This is a genomic window from Microlunatus capsulatus, from assembly GCF_017876495.1.
GTDB classification, from domain to species: domain Bacteria; phylum Actinomycetota; class Actinomycetes; order Propionibacteriales; family Propionibacteriaceae; genus Microlunatus; species Microlunatus capsulatus.
Map to the genome: position 1 here is coordinate 2,567,315 of NZ_JAGIOB010000001.1, position 25,359 is coordinate 2,592,673.

Annotated in this window: 21 protein-coding genes, 3 tRNA genes and 2 pseudogenes; 14 read left to right on the forward strand and 12 right to left on the reverse strand. The window is 75.1% G+C overall.

The window, feature by feature from the left end; all coding sequences use genetic code 11:
* The first annotated feature begins 40 nt into the window (after positions 1 to 40).
* The 3 genes from JOF54_RS11810 to JOF54_RS11820 all read left to right on the forward strand — a co-directional run bounded on the left by JOF54_RS11810 (position 41) and on the right by JOF54_RS11820 (position 2,087).
* Positions 41 to 1,120, forward strand: coding sequence for a permease (locus JOF54_RS11810; RefSeq protein ID WP_210055967.1), 1,080 nt, complete (start codon positions 41 to 43; stop codon positions 1,118 to 1,120).
* Between the two features lie 86 nt (positions 1,121 to 1,206).
* On the forward strand, positions 1,207 to 1,560 hold the full coding sequence (locus JOF54_RS11815) for a PadR family transcriptional regulator (RefSeq protein WP_210055969.1): 354 nt from the start codon (positions 1,207 to 1,209) through the stop codon (positions 1,558 to 1,560).
* Entirely contained in the window at positions 1,557 to 2,087 is a 531-nt protein-coding gene (locus JOF54_RS11820; RefSeq protein WP_210055971.1) for an HAAS signaling domain-containing protein, read from the forward strand. Before JOF54_RS11815 ends, JOF54_RS11820 begins: the two co-directional genes overlap by 4 nt.
* Here the strand turns inward: JOF54_RS11820 and selB are convergent.
* The 3 genes from selB to JOF54_RS11835 all read right to left on the reverse strand — a co-directional run bounded on the left by selB (position 2,074) and on the right by JOF54_RS11835 (position 5,370).
* Entirely contained in the window at positions 2,074 to 3,864 is a 1,791-nt protein-coding gene (gene selB / locus JOF54_RS21930; protein ID WP_307804088.1) for a selenocysteine-specific translation elongation factor, read from the reverse strand. The genes JOF54_RS11820 and selB overlap by 14 nt on opposite strands.
* Positions 3,865 to 5,196 carry an L-seryl-tRNA(Sec) selenium transferase gene (gene selA / locus JOF54_RS11830; protein ID WP_210055973.1) on the reverse strand — a complete coding sequence of 444 codons (1,332 nt, stop codon included), beginning with the start codon at positions 5,194 to 5,196 and terminating at the stop codon, positions 3,865 to 3,867.
* A gap of 78 nt (positions 5,197 to 5,274) precedes the next feature.
* Positions 5,275 to 5,370 (reverse strand) — tRNA-Sec (locus JOF54_RS11835).
* A 36-nt stretch (positions 5,371 to 5,406) separates the two neighbouring features.
* Here JOF54_RS11835 and selD point away from each other — a divergent pair.
* Genes selD through JOF54_RS11850 form a run of 3 tightly spaced genes read left to right on the forward strand, consistent with a single transcriptional unit; the run spans position 5,407 to position 7,869 of the window.
* Positions 5,407 to 6,402: a selenide, water dikinase SelD gene (selD, locus tag JOF54_RS11840; protein WP_210055975.1), complete on the forward strand. Its 996-nt coding sequence runs from the start codon at positions 5,407 to 5,409 to the stop codon at positions 6,400 to 6,402.
* 14 nt (positions 6,403 to 6,416) lie between these two features.
* Positions 6,417 to 7,196 carry an Fpg/Nei family DNA glycosylase gene (locus JOF54_RS11845; protein ID WP_210055977.1) on the forward strand — a complete coding sequence of 260 codons (780 nt, stop codon included), beginning with the start codon at positions 6,417 to 6,419 and terminating at the stop codon, positions 7,194 to 7,196.
* Between the two features lie 40 nt (positions 7,197 to 7,236).
* Positions 7,237 to 7,869, forward strand: coding sequence for an MSMEG_6728 family protein (locus JOF54_RS11850; protein ID WP_210055979.1), 633 nt, complete (start codon positions 7,237 to 7,239; stop codon positions 7,867 to 7,869).
* A gap of 150 nt (positions 7,870 to 8,019) precedes the next feature.
* On the opposite strand, the gene JOF54_RS11855 is transcribed toward JOF54_RS11850, so the two are convergent.
* The 5 genes and pseudogenes from JOF54_RS11855 to JOF54_RS22175 form a co-directional block, all read right to left on the reverse strand.
* Entirely contained in the window at positions 8,020 to 9,318 is a 1,299-nt protein-coding gene (locus JOF54_RS11855) for an L-lactate MFS transporter (protein WP_210055981.1), read from the reverse strand.
* Complete coding sequence (nrfD, locus tag JOF54_RS11860) at positions 9,318 to 10,547, reverse strand: NrfD/PsrC family molybdoenzyme membrane anchor subunit (RefSeq protein ID WP_210055991.1); 1,230 nt, start codon at positions 10,545 to 10,547, stop codon at positions 9,318 to 9,320. Before nrfD ends, JOF54_RS11855 begins: the two co-directional genes overlap by 1 nt.
* A complete protein-coding gene (locus tag JOF54_RS11865) occupies positions 10,544 to 11,671 on the reverse strand; it encodes a 4Fe-4S dicluster domain-containing protein (protein ID WP_210055992.1) in 1,128 nt (375 codons plus the stop codon). Before JOF54_RS11865 ends, nrfD begins: the two co-directional genes overlap by 4 nt.
* Positions 11,668 to 14,520: pseudogene (gene fdh / locus JOF54_RS11870) on the reverse strand (formate dehydrogenase); the annotation flags it as partial. The pseudogene fdh and the gene JOF54_RS11865, both read right to left, overlap by 4 nt.
* A 12-nt stretch (positions 14,521 to 14,532) precedes the next feature.
* Positions 14,533 to 15,123 (reverse strand): molybdopterin-binding domain-containing protein, encoded by a 591-nt coding sequence (locus tag JOF54_RS22175; RefSeq protein ID WP_245358061.1) that lies wholly within the window; start codon positions 15,121 to 15,123, stop codon positions 14,533 to 14,535.
* Between the two features lie 126 nt (positions 15,124 to 15,249).
* On the opposite strand from JOF54_RS22175, the gene JOF54_RS11880 reads away from it, so the two are divergent.
* Together JOF54_RS11880 and JOF54_RS11885 are read left to right on the forward strand one after the other, a co-directional pair.
* Positions 15,250 to 15,399 (forward strand): hypothetical protein, encoded by a 150-nt coding sequence (locus tag JOF54_RS11880; protein WP_210055996.1) that lies wholly within the window; start codon positions 15,250 to 15,252, stop codon positions 15,397 to 15,399.
* A 129-nt stretch (positions 15,400 to 15,528) separates the two neighbouring features.
* On the forward strand, positions 15,529 to 15,780 hold the full coding sequence (locus JOF54_RS11885) for a zinc-ribbon domain-containing protein (protein WP_210055998.1): 252 nt from the start codon (positions 15,529 to 15,531) through the stop codon (positions 15,778 to 15,780).
* 22 nt (positions 15,781 to 15,802) lie between these two features.
* Here the strand turns inward: JOF54_RS11885 and JOF54_RS11890 are convergent, their stop codons facing one another.
* From JOF54_RS11890 to JOF54_RS11905, 3 genes and pseudogenes are all read right to left on the reverse strand, one after another.
* On the reverse strand, positions 15,803 to 16,528 hold the full coding sequence (locus JOF54_RS11890; RefSeq protein WP_210056001.1) for a Type 1 glutamine amidotransferase-like domain-containing protein: 726 nt from the start codon (positions 16,526 to 16,528) through the stop codon (positions 15,803 to 15,805).
* Positions 16,525 to 17,891 (reverse strand): annotated as a pseudogene (locus JOF54_RS11900) (DUF222 domain-containing protein). The gene JOF54_RS11890 and the pseudogene JOF54_RS11900 overlap by 4 nt, the downstream one beginning before the upstream one ends.
* 103 nt (positions 17,892 to 17,994) lie before the next feature.
* Positions 17,995 to 18,969 carry an NAD(P)H-quinone oxidoreductase gene (locus JOF54_RS11905; protein ID WP_210056007.1) on the reverse strand — a complete coding sequence of 325 codons (975 nt, stop codon included), beginning with the start codon at positions 18,967 to 18,969 and terminating at the stop codon, positions 17,995 to 17,997.
* Between the two features lie 75 nt (positions 18,970 to 19,044).
* On the opposite strand from JOF54_RS11905, the gene JOF54_RS11910 reads away from it, so the two are divergent.
* The 3 genes from JOF54_RS11910 to JOF54_RS11920 all read left to right on the forward strand — a co-directional run bounded on the left by JOF54_RS11910 (position 19,045) and on the right by JOF54_RS11920 (position 21,562).
* Positions 19,045 to 19,134: transfer RNA gene (locus JOF54_RS11910), tRNA-Ser, on the forward strand.
* A 37-nt stretch (positions 19,135 to 19,171) separates the two neighbouring features.
* Entirely contained in the window at positions 19,172 to 21,007 is a 1,836-nt protein-coding gene (gene recQ, locus JOF54_RS11915) for a DNA helicase RecQ (RefSeq protein WP_210056009.1), read from the forward strand.
* A 78-nt stretch (positions 21,008 to 21,085) separates the two neighbouring features.
* Complete coding sequence (locus JOF54_RS11920; protein ID WP_210056011.1) at positions 21,086 to 21,562, forward strand: hypothetical protein; 477 nt, start codon at positions 21,086 to 21,088, stop codon at positions 21,560 to 21,562.
* A gap of 28 nt (positions 21,563 to 21,590) precedes the next feature.
* On the opposite strand, the gene JOF54_RS11925 is transcribed toward JOF54_RS11920, so the two are convergent.
* The gene (locus JOF54_RS11925; RefSeq protein ID WP_210056013.1) at positions 21,591 to 23,174 is read right to left on the reverse strand and encodes an LCP family protein; all 1,584 of its coding nucleotides are present in this window, start codon (positions 23,172 to 23,174) and stop codon (positions 21,591 to 21,593) included.
* A gap of 175 nt (positions 23,175 to 23,349) precedes the next feature.
* Between JOF54_RS11925 and JOF54_RS11930 the strand changes: the two genes are divergently transcribed.
* The 3 genes from JOF54_RS11930 (at position 23,350) to JOF54_RS11940 (ending at position 25,336) form a co-directional block, all read left to right on the forward strand.
* Positions 23,350 to 23,443: transfer RNA gene (locus tag JOF54_RS11930), tRNA-Ser, on the forward strand.
* A 125-nt stretch (positions 23,444 to 23,568) separates the two neighbouring features.
* Positions 23,569 to 23,973, forward strand: a complete 405-nt coding sequence (locus JOF54_RS11935) for a RidA family protein (RefSeq protein ID WP_210056015.1) — start codon at positions 23,569 to 23,571, stop codon at positions 23,971 to 23,973.
* A 1-nt stretch (position 23,974) separates the two neighbouring features.
* On the forward strand, positions 23,975 to 25,336 hold the full coding sequence (locus JOF54_RS11940) for a type III PLP-dependent enzyme domain-containing protein (protein ID WP_210056017.1): 1,362 nt from the start codon (positions 23,975 to 23,977) through the stop codon (positions 25,334 to 25,336).
* The last annotated feature ends 23 nt before the right edge of the window (positions 25,337 to 25,359 follow it).

A 25,359-nucleotide genomic window follows, 5' to 3' on the forward strand; every position in this document is an offset into this window, starting at 1 on the left:
GGTGCTCCCCGGGACAGCAGGCGTGAGTGGGAGGCGACGGATGAGCACCACGGTCGACAGGGGCGCGGGGACGGGACGGCTGCGGCCGCTGGTGCTGACGGCGCTGGCCCTCGCCCTCGGGGTGGTCGGGCTGACCTGGGCCAAGTGGCTGCCCTATACCGACCGGGTGCTCGGGCTCGTCGGCTCCGCGGCCTGGGAGGGCACCTCGGTCCTGCTGGCCGGCGAGGGCCGGCCCCCGCTGGAACGGGCCTGGGACTTCACCCTGGTCTACAGCGGGGCCGTCTGGAAGGCCCTGGCCGTCGCGCTCGTCGTGGCCGCGTCGGTCGACGTGCTCGTCCCGCGGAGCTGGCTGCTGCGGGTGCTGGGCCGGCGGACCCCGCTCGGCGGCTCGGTGGCGGGCGGGCTCGCGGCCCTGCCGGGGATGATGTGCACCTGCTGCACCGCACCGCTGGCCGTGACGATGCGCCGGGCCGGGGTGCCGACGTCGGCCGCGCTGGCCTTCTGGCTGGGCAACCCGGTGCTCAACCCCGCCGTGCTCGTGTTCCTGGCCCTGCTGGCGCCCTGGCCGTGGGTGCTGGTCCGCGTGGTGCTGGGGCTGGTCCTCGTCGTCGGCGTCAGCGCGCTGCTGGGCGTCCTCGTCGAGCGGCGGGCCGCCCGGCTGCCGGCCGGGGCCGACCGGGCCGTCGAGCAGGCGCTGGCCGACCCCGAGCCGACGCCGGGCCTCCGTGAGCTGCCCGGCCGGTGGCTGCGCAGCTTCGGCGGGCTCGCCCTGGTGCTGGTGCCGGAGTACTTCGTCGTCGTCTTCCTCGTGGGCCTCGTCGGCGCACCGCTCAGCCGGCTGTTCGGCCACGGGGGCCTGCTGACGGTGCTGGTCGCGGCGGCCGTCGCCGCGCTGCTGGTGCTGCCGACGGGCGGGGAGATCCCCATCCTGCTGGGGCTCGCCGCGGCGGGGGCGAGCGCCGGCGTGCTCGGCGCGCTGCTCATCGCCCTGCCCGCGCTGAGCCTGCCGTCGATGATCATGGTGGGCCGGGCGCTGACCTGGCGGGTCACGCTGGCCGCCGGGGCCGCGACGGTCGTCGTCGCCCTGCTGGCCGGCGGGCTGCTGACCGCGATCCGCTGACCCCGGAGCCGCGTCGCCCCGCACCACGTGGTCTCCGGCGAAGCCCACTAGTTGACATCGCCGAATACCGGGCCTAGCCTCCCAGCATGGACGTCGCCGAGGTGGTCGCACGAGACCCCCAGCTGCTCAAGGGGGTGCTGCCGATGCTCGTGCTCACCCTCCTCCAGCAAGAGGAGTCCTACGGCTACGAGCTGGTCACCCGCCTGCAGGACGGCGGGCTGGACGGCATCGCCACCGGCACCGTCTACCCGGTGCTCACCCGGCTGGAGCGGGAGGGCCGGCTCAGCTCGCGGCTGGTCCCCTCCGCCGCCGGGCCGGCCCGCAAGTACTACCGCCCCACCCCGTCCGGCCTCATCCTGCTCGCCGACGCCCGGCGCGCGTGGGACGCCCTGGCCGACGTCGTCCACCGCCTCGTCCCCCCTCCTGAGGAGTCTCGATGAACCGCACGTCGTCCCTGGCCGACCGCTGGCGCCGCTCCTGGTACCTCGAGCGGGTGGAGCTGTGGCTGGACCCGATGCCGCGCCGCCGTCGCCGCGCCGTCCTCGGCGAGCTGCGGGCCAACCTCGACGAGGCGACGGCCGACGTCGGTCTCGCCCGGGCCCTCGCGGACCTCGGCGCCCCGCGCGAGCTCGCCCGCACCTACCTCGACGCCGAGCCGGCCGACCGGCCGCGCTGGCACCAGGGCGCCGTCGCCGCGGCCCTGCTGCTGGCGGCCTGGGTCTACGCGACCTTCTTCTACGCGGTCGGGATGCTCGACGCGCTCACCGCCACCGGCACGACGGCCCCGGCCCGCGGCAGCTTCCTGGGCACCCGGGTGGAGGCCGTGTCCAGCCCGGCCGAGCTCTCCGCGGCCTTCAGCGGGGTGCCCTGGCTGCCGCTGCTGGCCGTGCTGGTGGTGTTCCTCCTGGTCGGGCGCGCCTGGCGCGTCCTGCCCCGCCGGTCGCGGGTGGCGGTCAGCGCCCCCTGACGCGGCGGAGCTGGCCGTCCACCCGGACGGTCCAGCCGCGCCGGTCGAGGTGCTCCAGCAGCGGGACGGCCACCCGGCGGGTGGTGCCCAGCGCCTGCCGGGCCCCGCTGAGCGTGAAGGGCTGCTCCAGGCCGGACAGGACGCGCATCGCCCGCGCCGGGCCGGCCGGCAGCAGCACGACGTCGGGTGTCAGCCGGACCACCCGACCCACCCGCTCGGCGGCCGCCAGCTCGGCCACGCCGAGACCCCAGCGCTCCAGGTCGCCCTTCTCGGGGGCGAGGAACGGCTCGGCCTCGAGGTGGGCGACCAGCCGGGCCAGCCCCGCCTCGGCCGGGCCCAGGTCGTCACCGGTGCCCGGCCGGGCGAGCCGGCCGTCGACGTGCTCCAGCCCGGCGGCCGCGGCGAGGGCGACCAGCAGCTCCCGGTCCGGCACGTCGAGGGCCCGCCGGGCCGCCTCGACGGCCAGCCGAGGGTCCAGCGGGTGCGCGCCCGCGTGCGCGTCGACGGCCGTCGTCAGGTCCCGCTGCCAGCGCTCCCAGACGGCCGGGTCGACGAGCCAGTCGCCGCTGGCCCGGACGTGGCTGAGATCGTCGACCGGGATCCCGAGGGCGAGCAGCTCGGCTCGGCGGACGGCGCCCCGGCGCTGCACCTGCGCGGCCAGCTGGGCGGCGGGGTCGGCCGTGGCGGCCCGCTCCAGCGCCACAGCCCGGGCGGCGGCCGCCCCCCGGCGGCGCAGGGCGGGCGGGTCGGCGTCGAGGACCAGCGCCCCCGCGGCGACGGCGTGCCGTCCCGGGTCGCGGAGCACCAGCCGGTCGCCCGGCTCCAGCGGCAGCGGTGCCGGCAGGGTCAGCCGGGCCGTGCTGCCGCCCAGCGGCCGGACCCGGACGGGCACGGCAGCGGTGCCGGCGTGCAGGACCAGCTCGGCGGGCAGGTCGGCGACCGCGCCGGCGGCCGGGGCCAGCCGGACGTCGACGGCGCCGGTGGTCGGCCAGGCGTCGGGGGTGAGCAGGGCGTCGCCCCGGCCGACCTCGTCGACCTCGACGCCGCGCAGGTTCACCGCGACCCGGGCGACGGCTCCGACGGCGTCGGCCGGTTCGCCGAGGCTCTGCAGGCCGCGGACCCGGACCCGGCGCCCGCCCAGCTGCAGCGTGTCGCCGACGGCCAGCCGGCCGGCCCCGAGCGTCCCGGTGACCACGGTGCCCGCGCCGCGGATGGTGAAGGAGCGGTCGACCCACAGCCGGACCCGGCCGTCGGTGCGCGGCGCGGGCAGGCCGGCGACCAGGTCGGCGAGCGCGGAGCGCAGCCGCGGCAGGCCCGCGCCGGTCCGGCCGGAGACGGCGACGGCGGGCACCCGGCCGAGGCTGGACGCGGCGAGGTGGTCGAGGGCCTCCGCCGTCGCGGCGGCCGGGTCGGCGAGGTCGGAGCGGGTGACGACGAGCAGCCCCGCGGTCAGCCCCAGGGCGTCGACGGCGGCCAGGTGCTCACCGGACTGGCGCCGCCAGCCCTCGTCGGCGGCGACGACGAAGAGCACCGCGGGCGCCGGGCCGAGCCCGGCGAGCATGGTGCCGATGAAGCGCTCGTGGCCCGGGACGTCGACGAAGGCCAGCGTCCGGTCCGCCCCGGGCGGGCCGTCGAGGCTGGTCCAGGCGTAGCCGAGGTCGATGGTCATCCCGCGGCGCTGCTCCTCGGCGAAGCGGTCGGGCTCCATCCCGGTCAGGGCGCGGACCAGCGTCGACTTGCCGTGGTCGACGTGCCCCGCGGTGGCGACGACGTGCACTCAGCCCTCGTCCCGCGCGGGCGCGGCGCCCGCGGCGGCGGCCCGGACGGCGGCGAGCAGCCAGGGGTCGTCGTCGGCCGGCACGCAGCGCAGGTCCAGCAGGCAGCGGCCGCGCTCCACCCGGCCGACGACGGCGGGCCGGCCGGTCCGCAGCGCGGCGGCGTAGTCCTCGGGCAGGGCGACGGCCCAGCCGGGCAGCTCCAGCCCGGGCGCTCCGCCGCCGCCGACGGCTCCGGCCGAGGCCACCACCGCGGCCGCGACGCCGCCCTCGGCCAGCGCCGTCGCCAGGGCCGCGGCGCGGGCGCGCAGCTGGTCGGGGTCGGCGCGGAGGGCGGCCCAGGTCGGCGTGACCGGTCCCCGGAGCGTCGCCTCCAGCGCGGCCAGGGTGAGCTTGTCGACCCGCAGCGCGCGGGCCAGCGGGTGCCGGCGGAGCCGCTCGACGACGTCGGCACGACCCAGCAGCAGGCCGGCCTGCGGCCCGCCGAGGAGCTTGTCGCCGCTCGCGGTGACCACGTCGGCGCCCGCGCGCAGGGCGGTGGCGGCGTCGGGTTCCTCGGGCAGCAGCGGGTCGGGGGCCAGCAGGCCGCTGCCGATGTCGACGACGACCGGCACGCCCAGGCTGGCGAGCTCGGCCACCGACGCGGCGGAGGTGAAGCCCTCGACGCGGAAGTTGCTGGGGTGCACCTTGAGGATGCAGCCGGTCGCGGGGCCGAGCGCAGCGGCGTAGTCGGCCGCCGTCGTCCGGTTCGTCGTCCCCACCTCCCGCAGCACGGCCCCGGTGGAGGCGATGAGGTCGGGCAGCCGGAAGCCGTCGCCGATCTCCACCATCTCGCCCCGGCTGATGACCACCTCGCGGCCGGCGGCCAGCGCCGTCGTGGCCAGTACGAGCGCGGCGGCGCCGTTGTTCACGGCCAGCACCCCGCCGGCGTCCGGGACGGCGGCGGCGAGGGCCTCCAGGGCACCGCGACCCCGGCGGGCCCGGCGGCCGGTGGCGAGATCGAACTCGACGTCGGCGTAGCCGGCCGCGTCGGCGACGGCGGCCACCGCGGCGCCGGACAGCGGGGCGCGCCCCAGGTTGGTGTGCAGGACGACGCCGGTGGCGTTGAGCACGGCCGCCGTGCTGTGCAGGGTGCGGGGCAGGGCCGCGACGGCGGCGTCGGCCACGTCCTCGGGCGCCAGCTCGCCGGCGCGGGCGCGGGCCTGGGCGGCCACCACCTGCTGCTTGACGGCGTCGCGGCCCAGCCGCTCCGCCGCCGCGACCAGCCGCGGGTCGGCCAGCACGGCGTCGGTCCGGGGCACCCGCCGCCGGGGGTCCGTCTCCGCCGTCGTCACGGGGGCGATCCTAGGTGCGGCACCGCGGCGGTCCGGGTCGGGCCCGGCGGCGCCGACGCGCCGGGGACGGGTCAGGACTGGCGGAGGCGGACGGGAATCGAACCCGCCAAGCCGAGATGCTCGACTTCACCGGTTTTGAAGACCGGGAGGGCCACCAGGCACCTGTACGCCTCCACGCAGGAGCGTAACGGGCCCTCCTAGAGTGGCCCCATGAGCTCCGCGACCCAGCAGACGTACCGGTTGACCCAGTACGCCCACGGCGGCGGCTGCGCCTGCAAGATCCCGCCCGGCGAGCTGGAGGAGACGCTGGCCGGGCTCACGCCGTGGACCTCGCCCGACCTCGTCGTCGGCCTCGAGACGGGGGACGACGCGGCCGTCGTGCGGATCGAGGGCGGCCGCGCGGTGGTCAGCACCACCGACTTCTTCACCGCCGTCGTCGACGACGCCTACGACTTCGGCCGGATCGCCGCCGCCAACGCGCTGTCCGACATCTACGCCATGGGCGCCACCCCGCTGGTCGCGCTCAACCTCGTCGGCTGGCCGCGCGACGTGCTGCCGATGGAGCTGCTGGGCGAGGTGCTGCGGGGTGGGATGGACGTCTGCCGCGAGGCGCAGGTGCACCTGGCCGGCGGGCAGAGCATCGACGACCCCGAGCCCAAGTACGGGATGGCCGTGACCGGCCTGGCCGACCCCGACCGGCTGCTGCGCAACGACGCCGCGGTGGCGGGGCTGCCCGTCAGCCTCACCAAGCCGCTGGGCATCGGCGTCCTCAACAACCGGCACAAGGCCACCGGCGAGGTGTTCCCCGAGGCGGTCGCGACGATGACCCGGCTCAACCGGGCCGCGTCGGAGGCCGCGCTGGCCGCCGGCGTCCGGGCCGCGACCGACGTCACCGGCTTCGGGCTGCTCGGCCACGCCTACAAGATGGCGCGCGCGTCCGGGGTGACGATCCGGCTCGACGCCGCGGCCGTCCCCTACCTCGACGGCGCCCGGCAGGCCCTGGCCGACGGCTTCGTCAGCGGCGGCACCCGGCGCAACCTGGACTGGGTCCGCCCGTTCCTCGACGCCGGGGTCGACGAGGACGAGCTGCTGCTGCTGGCCGACGCGCAGACCAGCGGCGGCCTGCTCGTCGTCGGCGAGGTGCCCGGCGCCCCCGTCGTCGGCGAGGTGCTGGCCGCGGGCCCGCACCCGCTGGTCGTCCGCTGACGGCGGGCTGAGCCGTGCCCGAGGGCCACACCCTCCACCGGCTGGCCGGTGAGCTGCAGGAGCTGGTGGGGGAGCGCGTCGCCGCGTCCTCCCCGCAGGGGCGGTTCGCCGCCGACGCGGTCGACGGCGCCGTCGTCGCCGGCGTCGAGGCGTACGGCAAGCACCTGCTGGTCGACCTGGTCGACGTCCCGGGCGTGCACGTCCACCTTGGGATGCGTGGCAAGCTGCTGCGGTTCGCGCCGGTCACCGGGGCGCCGATGCCGCAGGTCCGGCTGCGGCTGGCGACGCCGGACGTGGCCTGGGACCTCATCGCCCCGAGCACCTGCGAGCTGCTGGACGCGGCCGGGCGGGCGCGGCTGCTCGCCGGCCTGGGACCCGACCCGCTCCGGGCCGACGCCGACCCGGCCGAGGCCCGCCGCCGGCTGCAGGGGTTCCCGGGCAGCGTCGGCGCGGCCCTCATGGACCAGTCGGTGCTGGCTGGGGTGGGCAACGTCTTCCGCGCCGAGATCCTGCACGCGCTCCGGATCGCCCCCGACCGACCGGCCTCCCGGCTGACCGACGCCGAGGTCGACGCCCTGTGGTCCGGGCTCGCGGCGATGATGGGCCAGGGCGTCGCCGACGGCCGGATCATCACCGTCGACGTCCCGCCGGGCCAGGACCGGGCCGACGTGCCCGAGGCCGTCGCCCGCCGGGTCTACAAGCGCGACGCCTGCGCCGACTGCGGGACCCCCGTGGTCACCAGCACCCTGCAGGGCCGGACGGTCTACGCCTGCCCCCGCTGCCAACCCGCCTGAGCGCACCCGCGCCCCGCCCGCCACGCTCCCGAGGACCCCGATGCAGACCTTCGTCCCCTTCGTCTCCTTCGAGGCGTCCGCCCGCGCGCTGGACGCCAAGCGGCTGGGCAAGCAGCGGGTGGAGGTGATCCAGATCGTCCGGGCCCTCACCGTGCCCGGCTACGCGTGGAAGTCGCACCCCGCCGTCCTCATGTGGAAGGGCTACGAGGAGGCGCTCGGCCGCTACGGCCTGGTGATGTGCGAGGTGTGGCTGGAGCTCGGCTTCGGCGACACCTGCGCGGCGACCATCCAGGCCGACCTGGCCGCCTACGGCGTCCCGCACCTGCGCACCGAGGCCGAGCTGGCCGACGCCGGCGCCCTGCCGCCGTGGCTGTTCGACGAGGCCGTCCGGGAGAGCCACCAGTCGGCGCTGGTGCGCAAGGACCCGGGGTTCTACCGCGCGAGGTTCCCCGACGTCCGGCCCGACCTGGAGTACGTCTGGCCGGTCCGCTCCCCCGCCGTCATCGAGCGGGAGGAGCGGCAGCGAGAGAACGCGCGCAGGCGGCAGGAGCGGGCCGAGCAGAAGATCCTCGCCGAGCTGGCCGCGGCCAAGCGGAAGCGGAGCGCCGCGGCGAAGAAGGCGGCCAAGACCCGGGCCGCCAACGCGGCGGCGAAGAAGCGCGCGGGCTCCTGAGCCGCCCCGTCCCCTGAGCCGATCCGTTCCCGGAGCTCGTCGAAGGGCCCTTCGCCAGGCTCAGGGAGCGGTGCCCTTCGCCAGGCTCATGGCGCGGTGCAGTGCAGTGCAGGCTCAAGGGCCCTTCGACGAGCCCAGGGAGCGGTGGGCTCAGCGAGCGGTGCCGAGACTGCCCTCAGCGGCGTCGGTCCGCGTGCGGGGGAGCCGGGTGACCAGCGGCAGCACGATGGCGACCAGGGCGATGATGCCGATGGTCGTGTAGGCCGTCGTGTAGTCCTTGTCCTCGCCGATCAGGGCGGCGGCGATCAGCGGTCCGACGACGCCGCCGAGGCTCCAGCCGATGAGCATCAGGCCGTAGATGCCGCCCGCGTTCTTCACCCCGAAGAAGTCGCCGGCCGTGGCGGGCATGGTGCCGAAGGCGCCGCCGTAGCAGAGGTAGACCACCGCGCAGAGGACGAAGAACAGGACGGCGTTCTGCACGTGCGGGATGAGCAGCAGGCAGACGCCCTCCAGGGCCAGGATGGCGACGAAGGTGGGCATCCGGCCGAGCCGCCCGGAGACGGCCGCCCAGACGATCCGGCCGGCCCCGTTGAACAGCCCGAGGAAGCCGACGGCGCTGGCGGCCGCGACCGCCGTGTAGCCGGAGATGTCGGTGAAGCTGGCCGCGGCCTGGGAGATGAAGGAGATCCCGGCCAGCACGGCGAGGGTGAGGATCGCCGCCAGCGAGTACCACTGCCAGGTCTTGAGGGCCTCGCCCTGGGTGTAGTCCCGTCCGCTGTCGACGACCTTGCCCGTGGTCGCCGGCACGTAGCCCGGGACCTCGTAGCCCTGCGGCGGGTCCCGGAAGAGCAGGGCGCCGGCCACCGAGAACACCAGGTAGGCGATCCCCAGCGGCAGGAAGGCCGCGGTCGGCTCGTCCGGGTTCCCGCGGACCAGGACCTGCGCGATCGGCGCGGTGACGACGGCGCCGAAGCCGAAGCCGCCGACGGCGAGGCCGGTGATGAGACCGCGCTTGTCGGGGAACCACTTCTGCAGCATGGCGATGGGCACGATGTAGGCCAGCCCCAGCCCGAAGCCGGCCAGGACGCCGTAGCCGACGACGAGCAGCCACAGCTGGTCGGAGCTGCGCGCGAACGAGGCGACGATGACGCCGAGCCCGTAGACCACCGCCCCGATGACGGCGACGGTGCGCGGCCCGCGGCGGTCCTGGATGCGGCCGCCGAGGAAGGTCCCGATGAAGATCATGCCGATCGCCACCTCGAACGGGACGGTGGCCTCGGGCTTGCTCAGCTGCCAGGGCTCGGCCTTCTGCAGCGCGGAGCTGAAGACGCTCCACGCGTAGACGGCGCCCAGCGAGAGCTGCAGCAGCAGGGCGGCGACGACCAGGCCCCACCGACCCTTCGTCGGGTTGCTCCCAGTGCTGGTCCTCGCGGCGGTGGTGCTGCTCATCAGGTCTCCTGGGCCGGTGGGGACGCCTCGCCCGTCGGGGGCTGGCCGGCGGCGGCCTCGGCCGCCCGGCGCCGGTTCAGCCGCTCCCGCTGGGGGACGATCGTGTACTTGGGGTCGTGCACCGAGGCGGGCCCGGCCTCGAAGACGCCGAACCGCGTGCAGGCCGAGCCGGCCAGCAGGGCGAGCCCGGACAGGGCGGCGCCGACGCGGCTGCGCCGGCCGACGAGCAGGGTGCCCAGGGCACCGGCGGCGGTGAGGGCCTTGCTGGCCCGCATCAGCCGACCCGGGGTGCCCGCGTGCAGCACCTCGGCCGAGAGGCCCATCGAGCGCTCCATCCGGTGCTCGACGGCCAGCTCGGCCGCCGCGCCGGCGACGGCGAACAGCCGGGCCGGGCCGGCCTCGTGGACGGGGGCGAGCAGCATGCCGAGCCCGCCCGAGGCCGCGGCCGCGGAGCCGACGAAGACGAACGGCAGCTCGCGGTGGGCGTCGTGCCACGCGGGCGTCGAGGTGTTGGTCAGCAGGACCGCGGTGTAGGAGGCGACGCCGGGGGCGATCGCAGCCGCGGCCAGCCCGGCGGGGCGGGCGGCCCAGTCGAGCAGGGTGCTGAGGACCCCGAACCGGACCGGCAGCAGCTTCGCCACCTCGGCGGCCCCGGCGACGACCGCGCCCGGCCCGTAGGCGGTGAGGATCCAGGTGCCGACCGACATCGGTGAGGTGGGCTTGAACACCCGCAGCATGTTGAGGAAGCGCTCGGGCCGGCCGAGGTCGGCCACCAGGGCGGCGAGGCTGATGGTGATGGCGCCGGTGGCCCCGATCCGGGCGCCGCGGCGCAGGGCGGGTCGACCGGTCAGGTCGGCGCCGGCGGCCAGCAGCGACGAGCCGCCGGCGATGCCGCCCATGAAGAGGTAGAGCGGGATCGCCGCCTCCCACGGGGCGGCCTTGACGACGGGACGGCCGTAGTAGGAGGTGAAGGTCGCGTCGGGGACCATCTGCTCCTCGGCGCGCCGGCGCTTGCGCCGCCCACCGCGCCCGCCGCGCCCGTCCCCACGGCCCTCGGAGCGGCCCCCGCCGGCGGTGCGCTGGGCGGTGGCCGCCGCGCTGCCGCCGCCCTGGGTGCCGGGGATGGCGCCGATGTCGTCGGTGGTGTTCTTCGGGCCGGCCTCGTTGATGTCGGGGTTGGCGGCCTTCCCGACCTCCTGCTGGCCGCGCTCGTAGCCGCCCTCGGTCACCGCCGGCCCCCGAGGAAGGCGGCGGCCGCGGCCGCCAGCAGGCCCGCGGCGGCGAGCCCCGCGTGCTTCCACATCCGGGGCAGGTCGGCGGTGGTGACGATCGGGTCGGGCGGGAAGCCGTAGACCTCCGGCTCGTCGAGCAGCAGGAAGAACGCCCCGGCCCCGCCGACCCCGCCCTCGGGGTCCTCGGCGTAGAGCTGCGCGCCCATGACGCCCGCGGCCTGGAGGTCGGCCACCCGCTTCTCGGCGCGCTCGCGGAGCTCGTCGACGTCGCCGAACTGGATCGACTGCGTCGGGCAGGCCTTGGCGCACGCCGGGGTCAGGTCGTCCAGCAGCCGGTCGTAGCAGAGCGTGCACTTCTGGGCTACGCCGGCGTTCTTCGTCACGGGCTTGTCGGAGTGGCCGACCAGCGGCGCCTTCTGGCCGATCCGGCGGTCGATGACGCCGAAGGGGCAGCCGGCGACGCAGTAGCCGCAGCCGTTGCAGATGTCGTCCTGGACGACGACGGTGCCGAACTCGGTGCGGAACAGCGCGCCGGTCGGGCAGACGTCGAGGCAGCCGGCGTTGGTGCAGTGCTTGCAGACGTTGGACGCCATCAGCCAGCGGAACTCGGTCCGCTCCCCGGCGTCGGGGGAGGCGCTGGGCAGGTCGAACGCGGGCATCCCCAGGTCGACGAGGGGCTTGTCGTGCACCGAGCGGGCCATCGACCCCAGGATGTCCTCGCTGACCAGGACGTCCGGGCCGACGGCGGTCTCGGGCACCCCGATGGTGATGCCGGTGTCGAGGCCGGCCATCGGCGTGCGCTGCTCGATGAACTCGACGTGGCGCCAGGTGTTCGCCCCCAGTGCCCCGGTGTTGTCGTAGGAGCTGCCGAGCAGCTCGTAGATGCCGTCCTGCGGCACCCCGTTCCACTCCTTGCAGGCCACCTCGCAGGCCTTGCAGCCGATGCAGATCGAGGTGTCGGTGAAGAAGCCCTTGCGCGACGGCGGCGCCTCCCAGCCGGCGTGCGCCGCCGGTCCCGCCGGGCCGGCGGAGGTGAACGCCTGGTCCAGGCCCAGGTGGCCGTCACCCGCGTCGACGCGGGCGTGGCCGCCGCCCTGGTGCGCCGGGTCGCCGTGGGTCATGAGGTGCCTCCGTCAGGTCCTGCGTCGGTGTCCCGGCCGGCGGGGGCGTGCCCCTCGCCGACCTGGCCCTGGGTCGAGTGCCCGAGGCTGCCCGCGTCGCTGGGGTGCCGGCCGTCGGGGCCCTCGGGGGGCGTGCGCTGCTGGTTGCCGGTGGCCACCGTGACGTGCGCCCGCTCGCGGTGCGCGGCCACGTAGTCCAGCAGGGCGGGGCCGCGGGGACGCCGGCCCGGCTGGATGTCGCACGAGGCGACCTTGGTCTCCTGGATGTGCACGTTGGCGTCCAAGGTCACCCCGAACAGGTCGTTGGCCGAGTCGCCGCTGACCAGGGCGTCGTTCCCGACCCCCCAGTGGTACGGCAGGCCGATCTGGTGCACGGTGCGGCCGGCGACCCGCAGCGGGGCCATCCGCTCGGTGACCATCACCCGGGCCTCGATCGCGGTCCGGGCGCTGATGATCGTCGCCCAGCCGTTGTTCTCCAGGCCGCGCTCGCGGGCCAGCTCGGGCGAGACCTCGCAGAAGAACTCGGGCTGCAGCTCGGCCAGCACCGACTGCCAGCGGCTCATCCCGCCGGCGGTGTGGTGCTCGGTCAGCCGGTAGGTGGTGAACACGTAGGGGTAGAGCTCGGCGCCCGGCTCGTCGCCCGAGGGGTTCTGCAGGTTGTCCTCCCGCGGGAAGACCTCCCGCGTCGGGTTGGACTGCTGCCGCGACATCGGGTTGCTGACCGGGGACTCCTGCGGCTCGTAGTGCACCGGCAGCGGGCCGTCGAGCAGCCCGGCCGGCGCGTAGAGCCAGCCCTTCCCGTCCGCCTGCATGATGAAGGGGTCGTCACCGGCCAGGCCGGCGGGTCCGGAGGCGCCCTCCTCGGGCCGGTAGGACGGCGCCTTGCCCACCTCGAAGTCGGGGACGTCGTGCCCGGTCCACTTCTGCTGCTCCTCGTCCCACCAGACCAGCGCCTTGCGCTCGCTCCAGGGCTTGCCGTCGGGGTCGGCAGCGGCCCGGTTGTAGAGGACGCGGCGGTTCATCGGCCACGCCCAGCCCCACTCGGGCGCCACCCAGGACTGCTCGCGCCCGGGCTTGCGCCGGGCGGCCTGGTTGACGCCGTCGGCGTAGACGCCGGTGTAGATCCAGCAGCCGCCGCTGGTCGAGCCGTCGGGCTGCATCTCGTTGAACGTGTTGAGCGGCTGGCCCGCCTTCTCCCCGGTGAGGAAGGAGCCGTTGATCTCGCGCAGCACCGCCTCCGGGTCGATCTCCCCGTCCTCGAGCAGCGGGTAGTCCCAGGTGAGGTCCAGCACGGGCCGGTCGCGGGGGTCGTCGGAGCCCGCGAGCCGCTGGCGCACCTTCTGGCCGAGCTTGTAGAAGAACTCGAGGTCGCTCTGGCAGTCCCCGGGCGGGCTGACCGCCTTGTGGTGCCACTGCAGCATCCGGTGGGTCTGGGTGAACGTGCCGCCCTTCTCCACGTGCGCCGCGGCGGGGAAGAAGAACACCTCGGTGTCGATGTCCTCGGTGCGCAGCTCGCCCGTCTCGATCTCGGGGGCGTCCTTCCAGAACGTCGCCGACTCGATCATGTTGAGGTCGCGGACCACCAGCCACTTGAGGTGGGACAGGCCCATCCGCTGCATCTTGCCGTGGGCCGAGCCGACGGCCGGGTTCTGGCCCAGCAGGAAGTAGCCGTCGATCTCGTCGCGCAGCATCGACATGACGGTGGCGTAGGTGCCGTGGTCGCCGGTGAGCTTGGGCAGGTACTGGAAGGCGAAGTCGTTCTCCGCCGTCGCCGCGTCACCCCACCAGGCCTTGAGCAGGTTGACCGAGTAGCTCTTCGCGTTGGTCCAGAAGCCCTTCTGGTCGGGGCTCGCGATCTCCTTGACGTACTCGTCGAGGGAGTCGTGCTCGCCCGCCTTCGGCATCGGCAGGTAGCCCGGCAGCAGGTTGAACAGCGTCGGGATGTCGGTCGAGCCCTGGATGCTCGCGTGCCCGCGGAGCGCCATGATGCCGCCGCCGGGGCGGCCCATGTTGCCGAGCAGCAGCTGGATGATCGCCGAGGTCCGGATCATCTGGACGCCGACGGTGTGGTGTGTCCAGCCCACCGAGTACACCCAGCAGGTGGTGCGGTCGCGGCCGCTGTTGGCCGTCACCGCCTCGCAGACCTCGAGGAACTGCTCGGGGCTGATGCCGCAGGTCTCCTGCACCATCTCCGGGGTGTAGCGGGCGTAGTGCCGCTTGAGCACCTGGAACACCGACCGCGGGTGCTGCAGCGTCTCGTCGCGCTGGATCTCGGAGTGGTCGAGCGCGGCCCCGTGCCCGCCGAGCTCGTGGCCGGCGCCGCGGCTGGACTCGCTCTCCTCGTCCTCGTCGCCCGAGCCCTCGGCCCCGCTCCCGGGGTCGGAGGCCGGACCGCCGCCGGCCGAGTGCTCGGCCATGCCCTCGTAGGCCCAGCTGGAGGTGTCGTACGTGCCGGTCTCGGGGTCGTAGCCGGAGAAGACGCCGTCGAGCTCGTCGACGTCGCGGAAGTCCTCGCTCACCAGCATCGGGGCGTTGGTGTAGCGGCGGACGTACTCGTCGAAGTACTTCTCGTTGCCGAGGATGTAGTTGACCACCGCGCCGAGGAAGACGATGTCGCTGCCGGCCCGGATGGGCAGGTGCGCGTCGGCGACCGCGGACGTCCGGGTGAACCGGGGGTCGATGTGGATGACCTTGGCGCCGCGCGCCTTGGCCTCCATCACCCACTGGAACCCGACCGGGTGGCACTCGGCCATGTTCGAGCCCTGGATGACGATGCAGTCAGAGTTCTGCAGGTCCTGCAGGAAGCCGGTGGCACCGCCACGGCCGAACGAGGCTCCCAGACTGGGAACCGTGGCACTGTGTCAAATACGGGCCTGGTTCTCGATCTGGATGGCGCCCATCGCGGTGAAGAGCTTCTTGATCAGGTAGTTCTCTTCGTTGTCCAGGGTGGCCCCGCCGAGCGCCGCGAAGCCCATGGTGCGGCGGAGGGGGCGGCCCTCCTCGTCGGTGTCCTGCCAGTGCCGGCGGCGCGAGGCGACGACGCGGTCCGCGATCATGTCGGTCGCTTGCTCGACGCCGATCTTCTCCCAGGTGGTGCTGCCGGGGCGCCGGTACAGCATCGTCGTGGCGCGGCCGGCCGAGTTGACCAGCTGCTCGCTGGCCGAGCCCTTGGGGCACAGCCGCCCGCGGGAGACGGGGGAGTCCGGGTCGCCCTCGATCTGCACGACGCGCTCGTCCTTGACGTACACCTTCTGCCCGCAGCCGACGGCGCAGTAGGGGCAGATGCTCTGCACGACGCGGTCTGCGGTCCGGGTGCGCGGCGCCAGGTCGCGCGTGCGCTGCGACTGCACGGCGGAGCCCCGACCCAGCGGGTCCTTGCCCGTGAGCTGCCGGAGCACCGGCCACTCGAGGAACGTCTTGCGGATGTCCATCTCGCCTCCCAGGTGCACCATAACCCCGCCCGTCCCTGCTGAAACGGCGGGCGGGTCGAGCGTGCCGAGCAGCGGGCCGGCGGCTGCCTCCGGGAGCCCCGACGGCCTTGGCAGGATGGGCGCACATCGACCAGGAGGAGGCCGTCCGTGGCTGACAAGAAGGGCAAGGGCAGCGACACCGCCAAGAAGGCGAACGCGAAGGCCTCGAAGGAGGGCAAGAAGAACCCGCGCACCTCCTCGGCCGCACAGGCCGAGCTGGGCAAGAAGGGCGGCGGGAGCAAGAAGAAGAAGAAGTAGGTCCGGGCTCCCGCGACATGCGGGTCGGGCCGGTGCGGGTCCCCGGTCGCGGGAGGCGGCGTGGGGCCCGGAGGCGGCCGTGGCACCCTGGTGCGGCGCTCCCGCCCGGGAGCCGCAGGAGGGGGCGCCGTGCTGATCTTCGGACTGAGCACCAAGCAGGTGCTGCTGGCGACGCTGTTCTACGTGTGCGACGTCTGCGGCAACCAGGCCGCGCACCAGCTGATCAAGCGCACGCGGCGGTTCACGCTGTTCTTCATCCCGCTGTTCCCGGTGGGCACCCGCTACCTGGACACCTGCACCTACTGCGCGCGGACCCTCGACGTCCCGCGCGACCGGGCCGAGGCCGCCGTCGCCGCCCAGGGCTCGCCCGAGCTGCGCTGACGGCAGCCGTCCGCGCCGCGGCTCAGAGCCGGCGGGTGTCCAGCCGCGTCTCGACGGCGGCCTCCTCCCCGGCCTCCACGCGGTAGGCGGCCTTGTCGTCCTCCTCGGCCAGCGCCTCGACCATCGTCGTGCCCCGGTAGAGCAGGCCCACCCCGTCGTCGGTGGCGTAGCCGGTGGGCAGGGTCCCGTCCTGCACCAGGGACTGGAAGAGCGGCCGGCGCTGCTCCTCGCTGTCGTAGTGCACGCCGTTGCTGAAGGGCAGCAGCCCGAGCCCGTTCGTCACCGGCTGCAGGTCGGGGCCGAAGGAGTCCGTCGTCCCGCCCTCGTGCCAGCAGATCGAGCCGGCCGACACCCCGGTGAGCACGACGCCGGCCCGCCAGGCCTGCTCCAGCGCCCGGTCGTAGCCGTGCAGCCGCCACAGCGCCAGCAACCCGGCGACGCTGCCGCCCAGCACCCAGACGACGTCCTGCTCGAGCAGGTGCGCGGCCGGGTCCTCGACGTTCGGCATCCCGAAGGACGTCAGGTGGGAGGCGTGCAGCCCGCGCAGGATGGCCGCCTCGTAGAGGCCGGTCAGCGCGGCCGGGTTGTCCCCCGACGCCGTGGCCAGGAAGCAGATCCTCGGGGCGCGCCCGGACACCCCGGCCAGCTCGAGGGCGTGCTCGGTCAGCGCGGAGAACTCCCAACGGGTGCGGCGGCCGGGCCGCAGCCCGCCCGAGGTCGCCAGGATGGTGGGGCCGTCGGCAGTCATCCGGTGAGCGTAAGACCGGGCTCGCTCACCGCCCGACCCGGCCGCGGCGCGGAGAGGCGCGCGTTGCGCAGGGGGTCCGGGTCCTGTCGACGTGCGGCGGCGGGACCCAGTCCGGGAGCCGGTCCTCGCCCATCCGGCAGGTCCAGCCGCGCGCCGCGTCGTTGTGGTGGTGGTAGCGGCACAGCAGCGTGAGGTTGTCGAGGTCGGTGCGCCCGCCGTCGACCCAGGCGGTGATGTGGTGGCGCTCGCACCACGGGAGGGGGCAGGTCGCAGCCGGGGAAGCTGCAGCCGCCGTCGCGGACGGCGAGGGCGAGCGTCTGGCTACGCGAGGCGATCCGGCGGGACCGGCCGAGCGTCAGGACCGCCCCTGCACGGTCCAGCACCGTCGGGATGATCTCCGCTTCGGCCGCCAGCTCGAGGAGCTGGGCGGTCGGGATCGCGTGGCCGTCGACGGTGGTGCCGTAACCGGTGCCCCGCAGCAGGCTCTCGTGCTCGATGGTCACCAGCACGGTGCTGGGGACGCCGGCTGGTCGCCGGCGCGCAGGACGCGGTCGCAGACGTCCTCCAGGGCGTCGTGCAGCCGCTGGCCGTGCGTCCGTCCGTCCGGGACCTCCACCAGCCCCCCGCGGGGACCCGGGACGACGTCGGTGCGCGGCAGGCTCAGCGGCAGCAGGACGGCACGGAGCTTGGCGCCCAGGGTCCCGGTGAGACGCAGCTCGCCCCGCCAGCTCCCGTCGCGGCCGCGCCGCAGCTCGAGGTGTCGCCGGTCGGACACCAGTTGCTCCTGGGGCCGGCTGCCGTCGGGGTCGAGGTGCTCGACGAACCGCTCGGTGCAGACCTGCAGGTCACGCGGCCCGAGCACCGTGGCCAGCCGGGTGAGCTCGCGCTCGCCCTCGGTGACCGCGGCGGCGTCGTAGCCCGGCAGGTCGACGTGGGCGAGCCCGCGGCAGACGACGTCGACCTGCTCGGGCGTCACCTCACCGGCGCGCTGGGCGGCGGCGAGGGCGGGCCGGATCGGCGGTGCGGGCTGGCCGAGCGCGGTGACCCGCAGCCCGACCTGCTCGGACGCCCGGACCCGGCGGTGCGCCTCGCCGGCGGAGATCCGCAGCGCCGCGGTGAGCAGCCGGGTGAGCCGGCCCTGGCCGAGCGCCCCTGCCACATCACGGTCGGCGGCGTCGCGCAGGGCTCGGTGGTCGACCAGCGGCAGCCGGTTGCGGACGGTCTCGAGGTCCTGCAGGAAGGCGACCAGGCCCGCAGCGTCGAGGTGGTCCAGCCCGCCGCCCTCGACCTCGTCGACCAGCCCGGCCAGCGCGTCGGCCAGCGCCGCCAGCCGCCGCCCCACCGGGGTCTCGTCCTCGTCCACGCCACCACGCTAGGAGAACAGGTGTTCGATTACCAGACGTCCAGCTGCACGGACAACACCGACGCCGGACGGACAACACCCCGCCCGGGCGGACGGCACCGGCTCAGCCGCGGACGACCAGGACCACCTTGCCGAGGTTGTCGCCGGACTCGAGGTGGGCGTGCGCGGAAGCCGCCTCGGCCAGCGGGAACGTCGTCTGCGGGGTGGGCGTGATCGTGCCGTCGGCCAGCAGCGGCCAGACGCGCTCCACCACCCGACGGCAGATCGCCGCCTTCTCCGCCGGCGGCCGCGGCCGCAGCGAGGTGGCAGTCACCAGTCCGCGCCGGGCCAGCAGCGCGCCCAGGTCGAGGGTGCCGCGGCTGCCGCCCTGCATCCCGATGACCACCAGCCGGCCCTCGGTCGCCATCAGCTGCTGGTGCGCCTCCAGGTACTTCGCGCCCATGCTGTCCAGCACCACGTCGACCCCGTCCGCGGCCGCCGACCGGACCTGCGCGGCCCAGTCGTCGCGGTAGGAGAAGGCGTGGTGGGCGCCGACGGAGCGGCAGTAGGCCAGCTTGTCCTCGCTGCCGGCGGTGGCCAGCACCGTCGCGCCCAGTGCGCGGGCGTACTGGATCGCGAAGGAGCCGATCCCGCCGGCGCCACCGTGCACGAGGAAGACCTCCCCGGCCCCCAGGTGGGCCAGGTCGAGGTTGGAGACCACCGTCGCCGCGACCTCGACGACCCCGGCCGCCTCGACCAGGCTCAAGCCGGGCGGGGGCGCGACCACCTGGCCGGACGGGACGACGACCTGCTCGGCGTAGCCGCCGCCGGCCAGCAGCGCGACGCAGGGGTCGCCCACCGCCCAGCCCTCGACGCCCTCCCCGAGCGCCGCCACGTGCCCCGAGACCTCGAGCCCGATCAGCGGGCTCGCGGCGGGCGGGGGCGGGTAGTGCCCCTGCCGCTGCAGGAGGTCGGCCCGGTTGACCCCCGCGGCGGTGACGTCGACCAGCAGCTCGCCCGGACCGGCGCTCAGGTCGTCGACCTCGGTGAGCCCGAGCACCTCCGGGCCGCCCGCCTCGCGGGCCACGATCGCCTTCATGACGGCGAGCCTGCCACGCGGGCGGTCGGCTACGCTGCGGTGGTCCCGGGGCCGGGCGCTCGACGGCCACGTGCGGGCGAGGTCGCATAGTGGACTAGTGCAGGCGCCTTGAAAGCGCCCGAGCGGGAGACCGTTCCGTGGGTTCGAATCCCACCCTCGCCGCCAGACGTCGGCACCGCCGGACAGGAGTCAGCAGCGCACCATGGTGTCCACCACCACCACCCCTCCCGACGCCGGCACCCCCCTCGAGGTGCTGCGGACCGTCTTCGGCTACGACAGCTTCCGCGGGCAGCAGGCCGAGGTCGTCGACACCGTCGTCGGGGGCGGCGACGCGCTCGTGCTGATGCCGACGGGCGCCGGGAAGTCGCTCTGCTACCAGGTGCCAGCGCTGGTCCGCCCCGGCACCGGCGTCGTCATCTCCCCGCTGATCGCGCTGATGCAGGACCAGGTGGACGCCCTCGCCGCCCTCGGCGTCCGCGCGGCGTTCCTCAACTCCTCCCAGCGCCTCGACGAGCGCCGCGACGTCGAGGCCGCCTACCTGGCCGGTGAGCTCGACCTGCTCTACCTGGCGCCCGAGCGGCTCAACGTCCCCGACACCGTGCGGCTCCTCGAGCGCGGCCGGATCGCCCTGTTCGCGATCGACGAGGCGCACTGCGTCTCGGCCTGGGGCCACGACTTCCGGCCCGACTACCTGACCCTGGCCATGCTCGGGCACCGCTGGCCCGACGTGCCCCGCATCGCGCTCACCGCCACGGCCACCGAGGCGACCGCCGCGGAGATCGTCACCCGGCTCGAGCTCCAGGACGCGACCCAGTTCGTCGCCAGCTTCGACCGGCCCAACATCGAGTACCGGATCGTCGGCAAGGACAGCCCGCGCCAGCAGCTGCTGACCCTGCTGCGCACCGAGCACGCGGGCGACGCGGGCATCGTCTACTGCCTCTCGCGGAAGTCGGTCGACGAGACCGCGGTGTTCCTCAACCGGGAGGGGATCACCGCCCTGCCGTACCACGCGGGTCTCGACGGCGCGGTCCGCGCGCGGAACCAGGCGCGGTTCCTGCGCGAGCCCGGCCTGGTGATGGTGGCCACCATCGCGTTCGGCATGGGCATCGACAAGCCTGACGTCCGCTTCGTCGCCCACCTCGACCTGCCGAAGTCGGTGGAGGGCTACTACCAGGAGACCGGTCGAGCGGGGCGCGACGGCCAGCCGGCGACCGCCTGGCTCGCCTACGGGCTCGCCGACGTCGTGTCCCAGCGCAAGATGATCGACTCCTCCGACGGCGACGCCGCCCACCGCCGCCGGCTCGCTGCGCACCTCGACGCGATGCTCGCCCTCTGCGAGACCGTCGAGTGCCGCCGCGTCCAGCTCCTCGCCTACTTCGGGCAGCAGGCGGAGCCCTGCGGGAACTGCGACACCTGCACCAGCCCGCCGCAGACCTGGGACGGGACCGTGCCCGCGCAGAAGCTGCTGTCCGCGGTGTGGCGGCTGGCCGACCGCCGGCAGCGCTACGGCGCCGGGCACGTCGTCGACATCCTGCTGGGCAACACCACGCCCCGGGTCACCCAGCTGGGGCACACGGACCTGACCGTCTTCGGCATCGGGACCGAGCTCGACGCGAACGAGTGGCGCGGCGTCGTCCGGCAGCTGCTCGCCCAGCAGCTGCTGTCCGTCGCCGACGGGTACGGCACCCTGACCCTCACCGAGGCCTCCGGGGCGGTGCTGCGCGGGGAGCGGACCGTCGCTCTGCGCCGGGAGGCCCCGAAGGCCGCCGGGACCCGGACGCGGAAGAAGTCGTCGGCGGCCGGTGCCGTCCCGCTGGACGCGACCGGTGAGGAGCTGTTCGAGCGGCTCCGCGGCTGGCGCTCGGCGACGGCGAAGGAGGCCGGCGTCCCGCCCTACGTCGTCTTCCACGACGCGACGCTGCGCCAGGTCGCCCTGGTGGCGCCGACGGCGCTGGACCAGCTCGCCGCCATCTCCGGCATCGGGGCTGGCAAGCTGGAGAAGTGGGGACCGGCCCTGCTGGAGGTCGTCGGCGGCTGAGCCGGTTGCCGCGGTCCTCGCGCACCGGCGGCCCCGCACGCGCCCGGCCCGGTCGTCGCCGCTCGCTAGGGTTCCCGGGTGAGCCCGCACCCCGTCGTCCAGCCCCCGGTCCAGCGCTTCGACCTCGTCGCCACCCCGCCGGTCCGCGCCCTGGCCATCGCCGCTGGCGCCGAGGTGCTGGGGGCGCTGCTGCTGGTCGGCTGGGGGGCGCTGGACCTGCCGCTGGTCGTCGCCGTCCTCGGGGGCCTGCTCCTCGCCGCGGGCCTGGCGCTGGTGGTGGCCGCGGTCGTGCTCAGCGGGCGGCTGCGCACCCGCGTGGAGCTGGCCCCGGACGCGGTGCGCGTGACGCGCGCCGGGCAGTCGCGCTCGGTGGCCTGGGAGGACGTGCAGGAGGTGACGCTGCACCACCCGCAGCTGCAGGTGGTCACCGAGGACCCGGCCGACGGCCTCGTCGTGACCAACCCGCGTGGCCCGGCCGACCCGCGGTTCGCCGCGCTGCTCGACGCCCTGCGCCAGCGCCTCGACGACCACCGGGGCTACCGCCCGCTGGAGTGAGCCCGCCGGAGCGGGTCAGCCCGACGCGTCAGCCGCGGTACGGCGTCGCGGTGGCGGCCATCTCCGGGTCGTAGGCGCAGGAGTCCGCGACGTCCTCGCTCTCGGTCTTCTTCGGCTTCGCCGTCTTCGAGGCGCTGCCCGAGGGGGACGGCTTCTTCGACGTCGAGCCGCCCGACGGCTTGGCCGCCTTGGTCTCGCCCAGCGCGACCTTGACCCGCTGCCGCATCCGGTCGAAGTCCGGGTTCGGGCTGAGGAACCCGTCCTCGCCGTGCTTGAACACGATGCTGCGGACGCTGCCGTCCTTGACCCGCAGGCTGAGGTCCACCATCAGCGGCAGCACCTCCTGCGGCATGTCGGTGAGGACGATCTGCTTGCCCGCCTTGGCGACGTCCTCGTAGCGGGCCAGCATGTTGGCCGGGTTGGCCTGCTTGATGATCGCGTCGATCACGCAGCGCTGGCGGTCCATCCGGGCGAAGTCGTCGGAGCCGAACCGGCCGCGGGCGTACCAGAGGGCGCCGCGGCCGTCGAGCTTGCGGTTCGGCCCGGGCTCGAGGAACTCCTTCGGCGGGATGCCGAGATCGGTGTTGCCGCCGATCGGGATGTAGCTGTTGATGTTGAGCGTGATGCCGCCCAGGGCGTTGATCATCTTGCTGAAGCCCTGCAGGTTGATCAGCACGTAGTAGTCGACCTCGAGCCCCAGGGCCGTGCCGACCGAGAGCTTGAGCGCGTCCGCGCCCAGGTTGTCGGTCTCGCCCAGCACGTCCTTCGGGACCGTGTTCGGCACGTTGTCGTACATGGCGTTGAGGAAGTGCTCGGGGTCGTCCCCGTCGCCGGTGGTGAACCCGTCCGGGTAGTAGCGGCTGAGCGCCGACTTCTTCGGGAACGGCATCCGGCCGGTGTTGCGCGGCAGGCTGAACAGCGTGGTGTCGCCGGTCGCGGTGTCGATGCTGGCCAGGATGACGGTGTCGGTCCGGGTGCCGGTGCGGCCGTCGCCCGCGTCGCCGCCCAGCAGCAGCACGTTGAGCCGGGGCTTGTCCGCCCAGGGGTCGGCCGCGGCCGTCGCGCCCTTGGTCGGCTTGCCGCCCAGCGTCGGCCGGGTGGCGCTGCGGCTGTCGTCCTGGCTCTTGAAGACGCCCTGCACCGACGAGGCGGTGTCGTAGCTGTAGCGCGCGGCCACCGCCATCGGGGCCGCGACCGCGAAAGCCAGCACGGCGACCAGCAGCCCGCCGGCCACCCGCTGCGGACGCGTCGTCCGGCCGCGGAGGCTGAGGTGGCTGGCGACGACCACGCCCACCCAGGCCAGCGCCAGCACGACCAGCACCGAGCTGGTGGCGTAGAGGACCGACGGCTTGACGAACTGGGCCAGCAGGCCCTGCCAGTCCAGGGCCGCCCAGAGCCCGAGGACCACCAGCGCGACCGCGAACAGCCCCAGCACGACGCCGCCGACCACCCGCCGGCGGGCGGCGATGAGCCCCAGGCCGGGCAGCACGGTGCCGGCGACGGTGAGCGCGGCCGTCCGCCGGAAGCTGCGGCCGGGGGTCGGGATCGCCGTCGCCCCGGAGGAGGGGAGGTCCCAGCTCCACGGGCCCTGCTCGGGCGGCTGGTCGGTCACGGGTGCTCCCACAAGGCGTTTCGACGACGGGGCGGGCGGGACGGGCGAGGCCCACTGTACGTGGCCGCCGGAGCCCGCGGGCCGGCGCGCGGAGGCTCTCCGGGGTGGCTTTTGCCTCCCGGCGCGGTCGGTCGGTAGTCTTGCCGGGCGCTCGCCCCGGTGGGCGCTCAGTGTGGGAGGCGTCGCCTAGTCCGGTCTATGGCGCCCGCCTGCTAAGCGGGTTTGGGTCTTAAAGCCCATCGCGAGTTCAAATCTCGCCGCCTCCGCCACACGAGCCAGCTGGTCAGACCCCGTCCGACGCCTGTTCGGCCGGGGTCTTCCCATCCCCGGAGCCGGTCGGCCGGGCCGCCCTCGCTACGCTGCGGGCGACCCCTCACCCCCTCGGGAGACGACCATGCGGCAGGCCTTCACCTCCGACTCCGCGCCCCAGCCGCGCGGCAGCTACTCCCAGGTCATCCAGGCCGGCTCGCTGGTGTTCACCGCCGGCTTCGGCCCGGTCGACCCGGCCACCGAGCGCAACGTCGGCGACACGATCGAGGAGCAGACCGCCCGCGTCCTCGACAACCTCGAGGCGGCCCTGGCCGCGGCCGGCTGCGGGCTCCGCGACGTCGTCAAGGTCACCACCCACCTGGCCGACCTCAAACGGGACTTCGCCGGCTACGACGCCGTCTACCGGAGCCGGATGGTGGAGCCCTACCCGGTGCGCACGACCGTCGGCTCGCAGCTGATGGACATCCTCGTCGAGATCGACGTCGTGGCGGTGCTGCCTGACGCCGTCGAGCCGTCCGGGACCGCCTGACGTGCCCGACAGGCCCGCCCAGGACCACTCAGCCCAGGACCGTCGCGCCCCGGACCGGCACGCGCTGCTGCGCACCTTCGTCGACGCGCTGGCGGCCGAGCCGCTGGACTGGCGGCACCAGGGCTTCGCCGGCCTCGAGGGCCGGTTCGCGGCGCGCGACCTGGCGGGCGCCGGCCTGCGGGTGTCCGAGCTCGGCTCGCCGCTGATGACCCTGGACGCCGGCGCCGTCGCGGCCAACCTGGCCGCCATGGCGTCCTGGTGCGCGGACCGCGGCGTCGCGCTGGCCCCGCACGGCAAGACGACGATGGCGCCGGCCCTCTGGCTGGCCCAGCTGGACGCCGGTGCCCGCGCGATCACCGTGGCCAACGCCGCGCAGCTGCGCGCCGCGCACGCGTTCGGGGTCCGCTCCCTCGTGGTGGCCAACGAACTGGTCGCCACGGCCGAGCTGCGCTGGCTCGCCGCCGCCCGCGACGCCGACCCCGCGCTGGAGGTCCTGCACTGGGTCGACTCCGTGGCCGCCGTCGAGCGGATCGACGCGGCGCTGGCCGGCGTGCCGCCCCGGCGCCCGCTGACCGTCTGCGTCGAGCTGGGCGCCCCCGGCGGCCGCACCGGGGCCCGGACCGACGCCGAGGTGGACGCCGTCGCCGCGCGGGTCGTCGCGTCCCCGGCCTGCGTGCTGGCCGGCGTCAGCGGCTACGAGGGCGCCGTCGTCGGCGCGGGCGGCACCGCCGAGGGCCTGGCCGCCGTCGAGGCCTTCCTGCAGCGGCTGGCGGACGCGCACGGCCGGCTGGCGGACCGCTTCGAGACGCCGGTGGTCACCCTGACGGCCGGCGGCAGCGCGCACTTCGACGCCGTCGTCGACGTCCTCGGCCCGCTGGCCGGGGAGCGGGAGGGCCACCGCGTCGAGGTCCTGCTGCGCTCCGGGGCCTACGTCGTCCACGACGACGTGCACTACGCGCAGGTCACCCCCAGCACCCGCGGCGGCGGCCCGGCCCTCCGCCCGGCCATCCACGTCCGGGCCCAGGTGCTCTCCCGACCGGAGCCCGGGCTCGTCGTCCTCGACGCCGGCAAGCGCGACCTGCCCTTCGACCTCGACCTGCCCGTCCTGCTCGACGCCGTCCGCCGGCGCCCGCTGGGCGAGCCGGAGCCGGTGGAGATCGGCCCGGCCACGCTCACCCGGCTCAACGACCAGCACGCCTACGTCGACGTCGAGCCGGCCAGCGCGCTGGCCGTGGGCGACGTCGTCCGGCTCGGGCTCTCGCACCCCTGCACCGCGTTCGACAAGTGGCGGGCGATCGCCGTGGTGGACGACGCCGCCCATCCCGACCCCGCCGTCCTGGACGCCGTGCACACGTTCTTCTGACTCCCCGCCTCCCCTGACCCCCG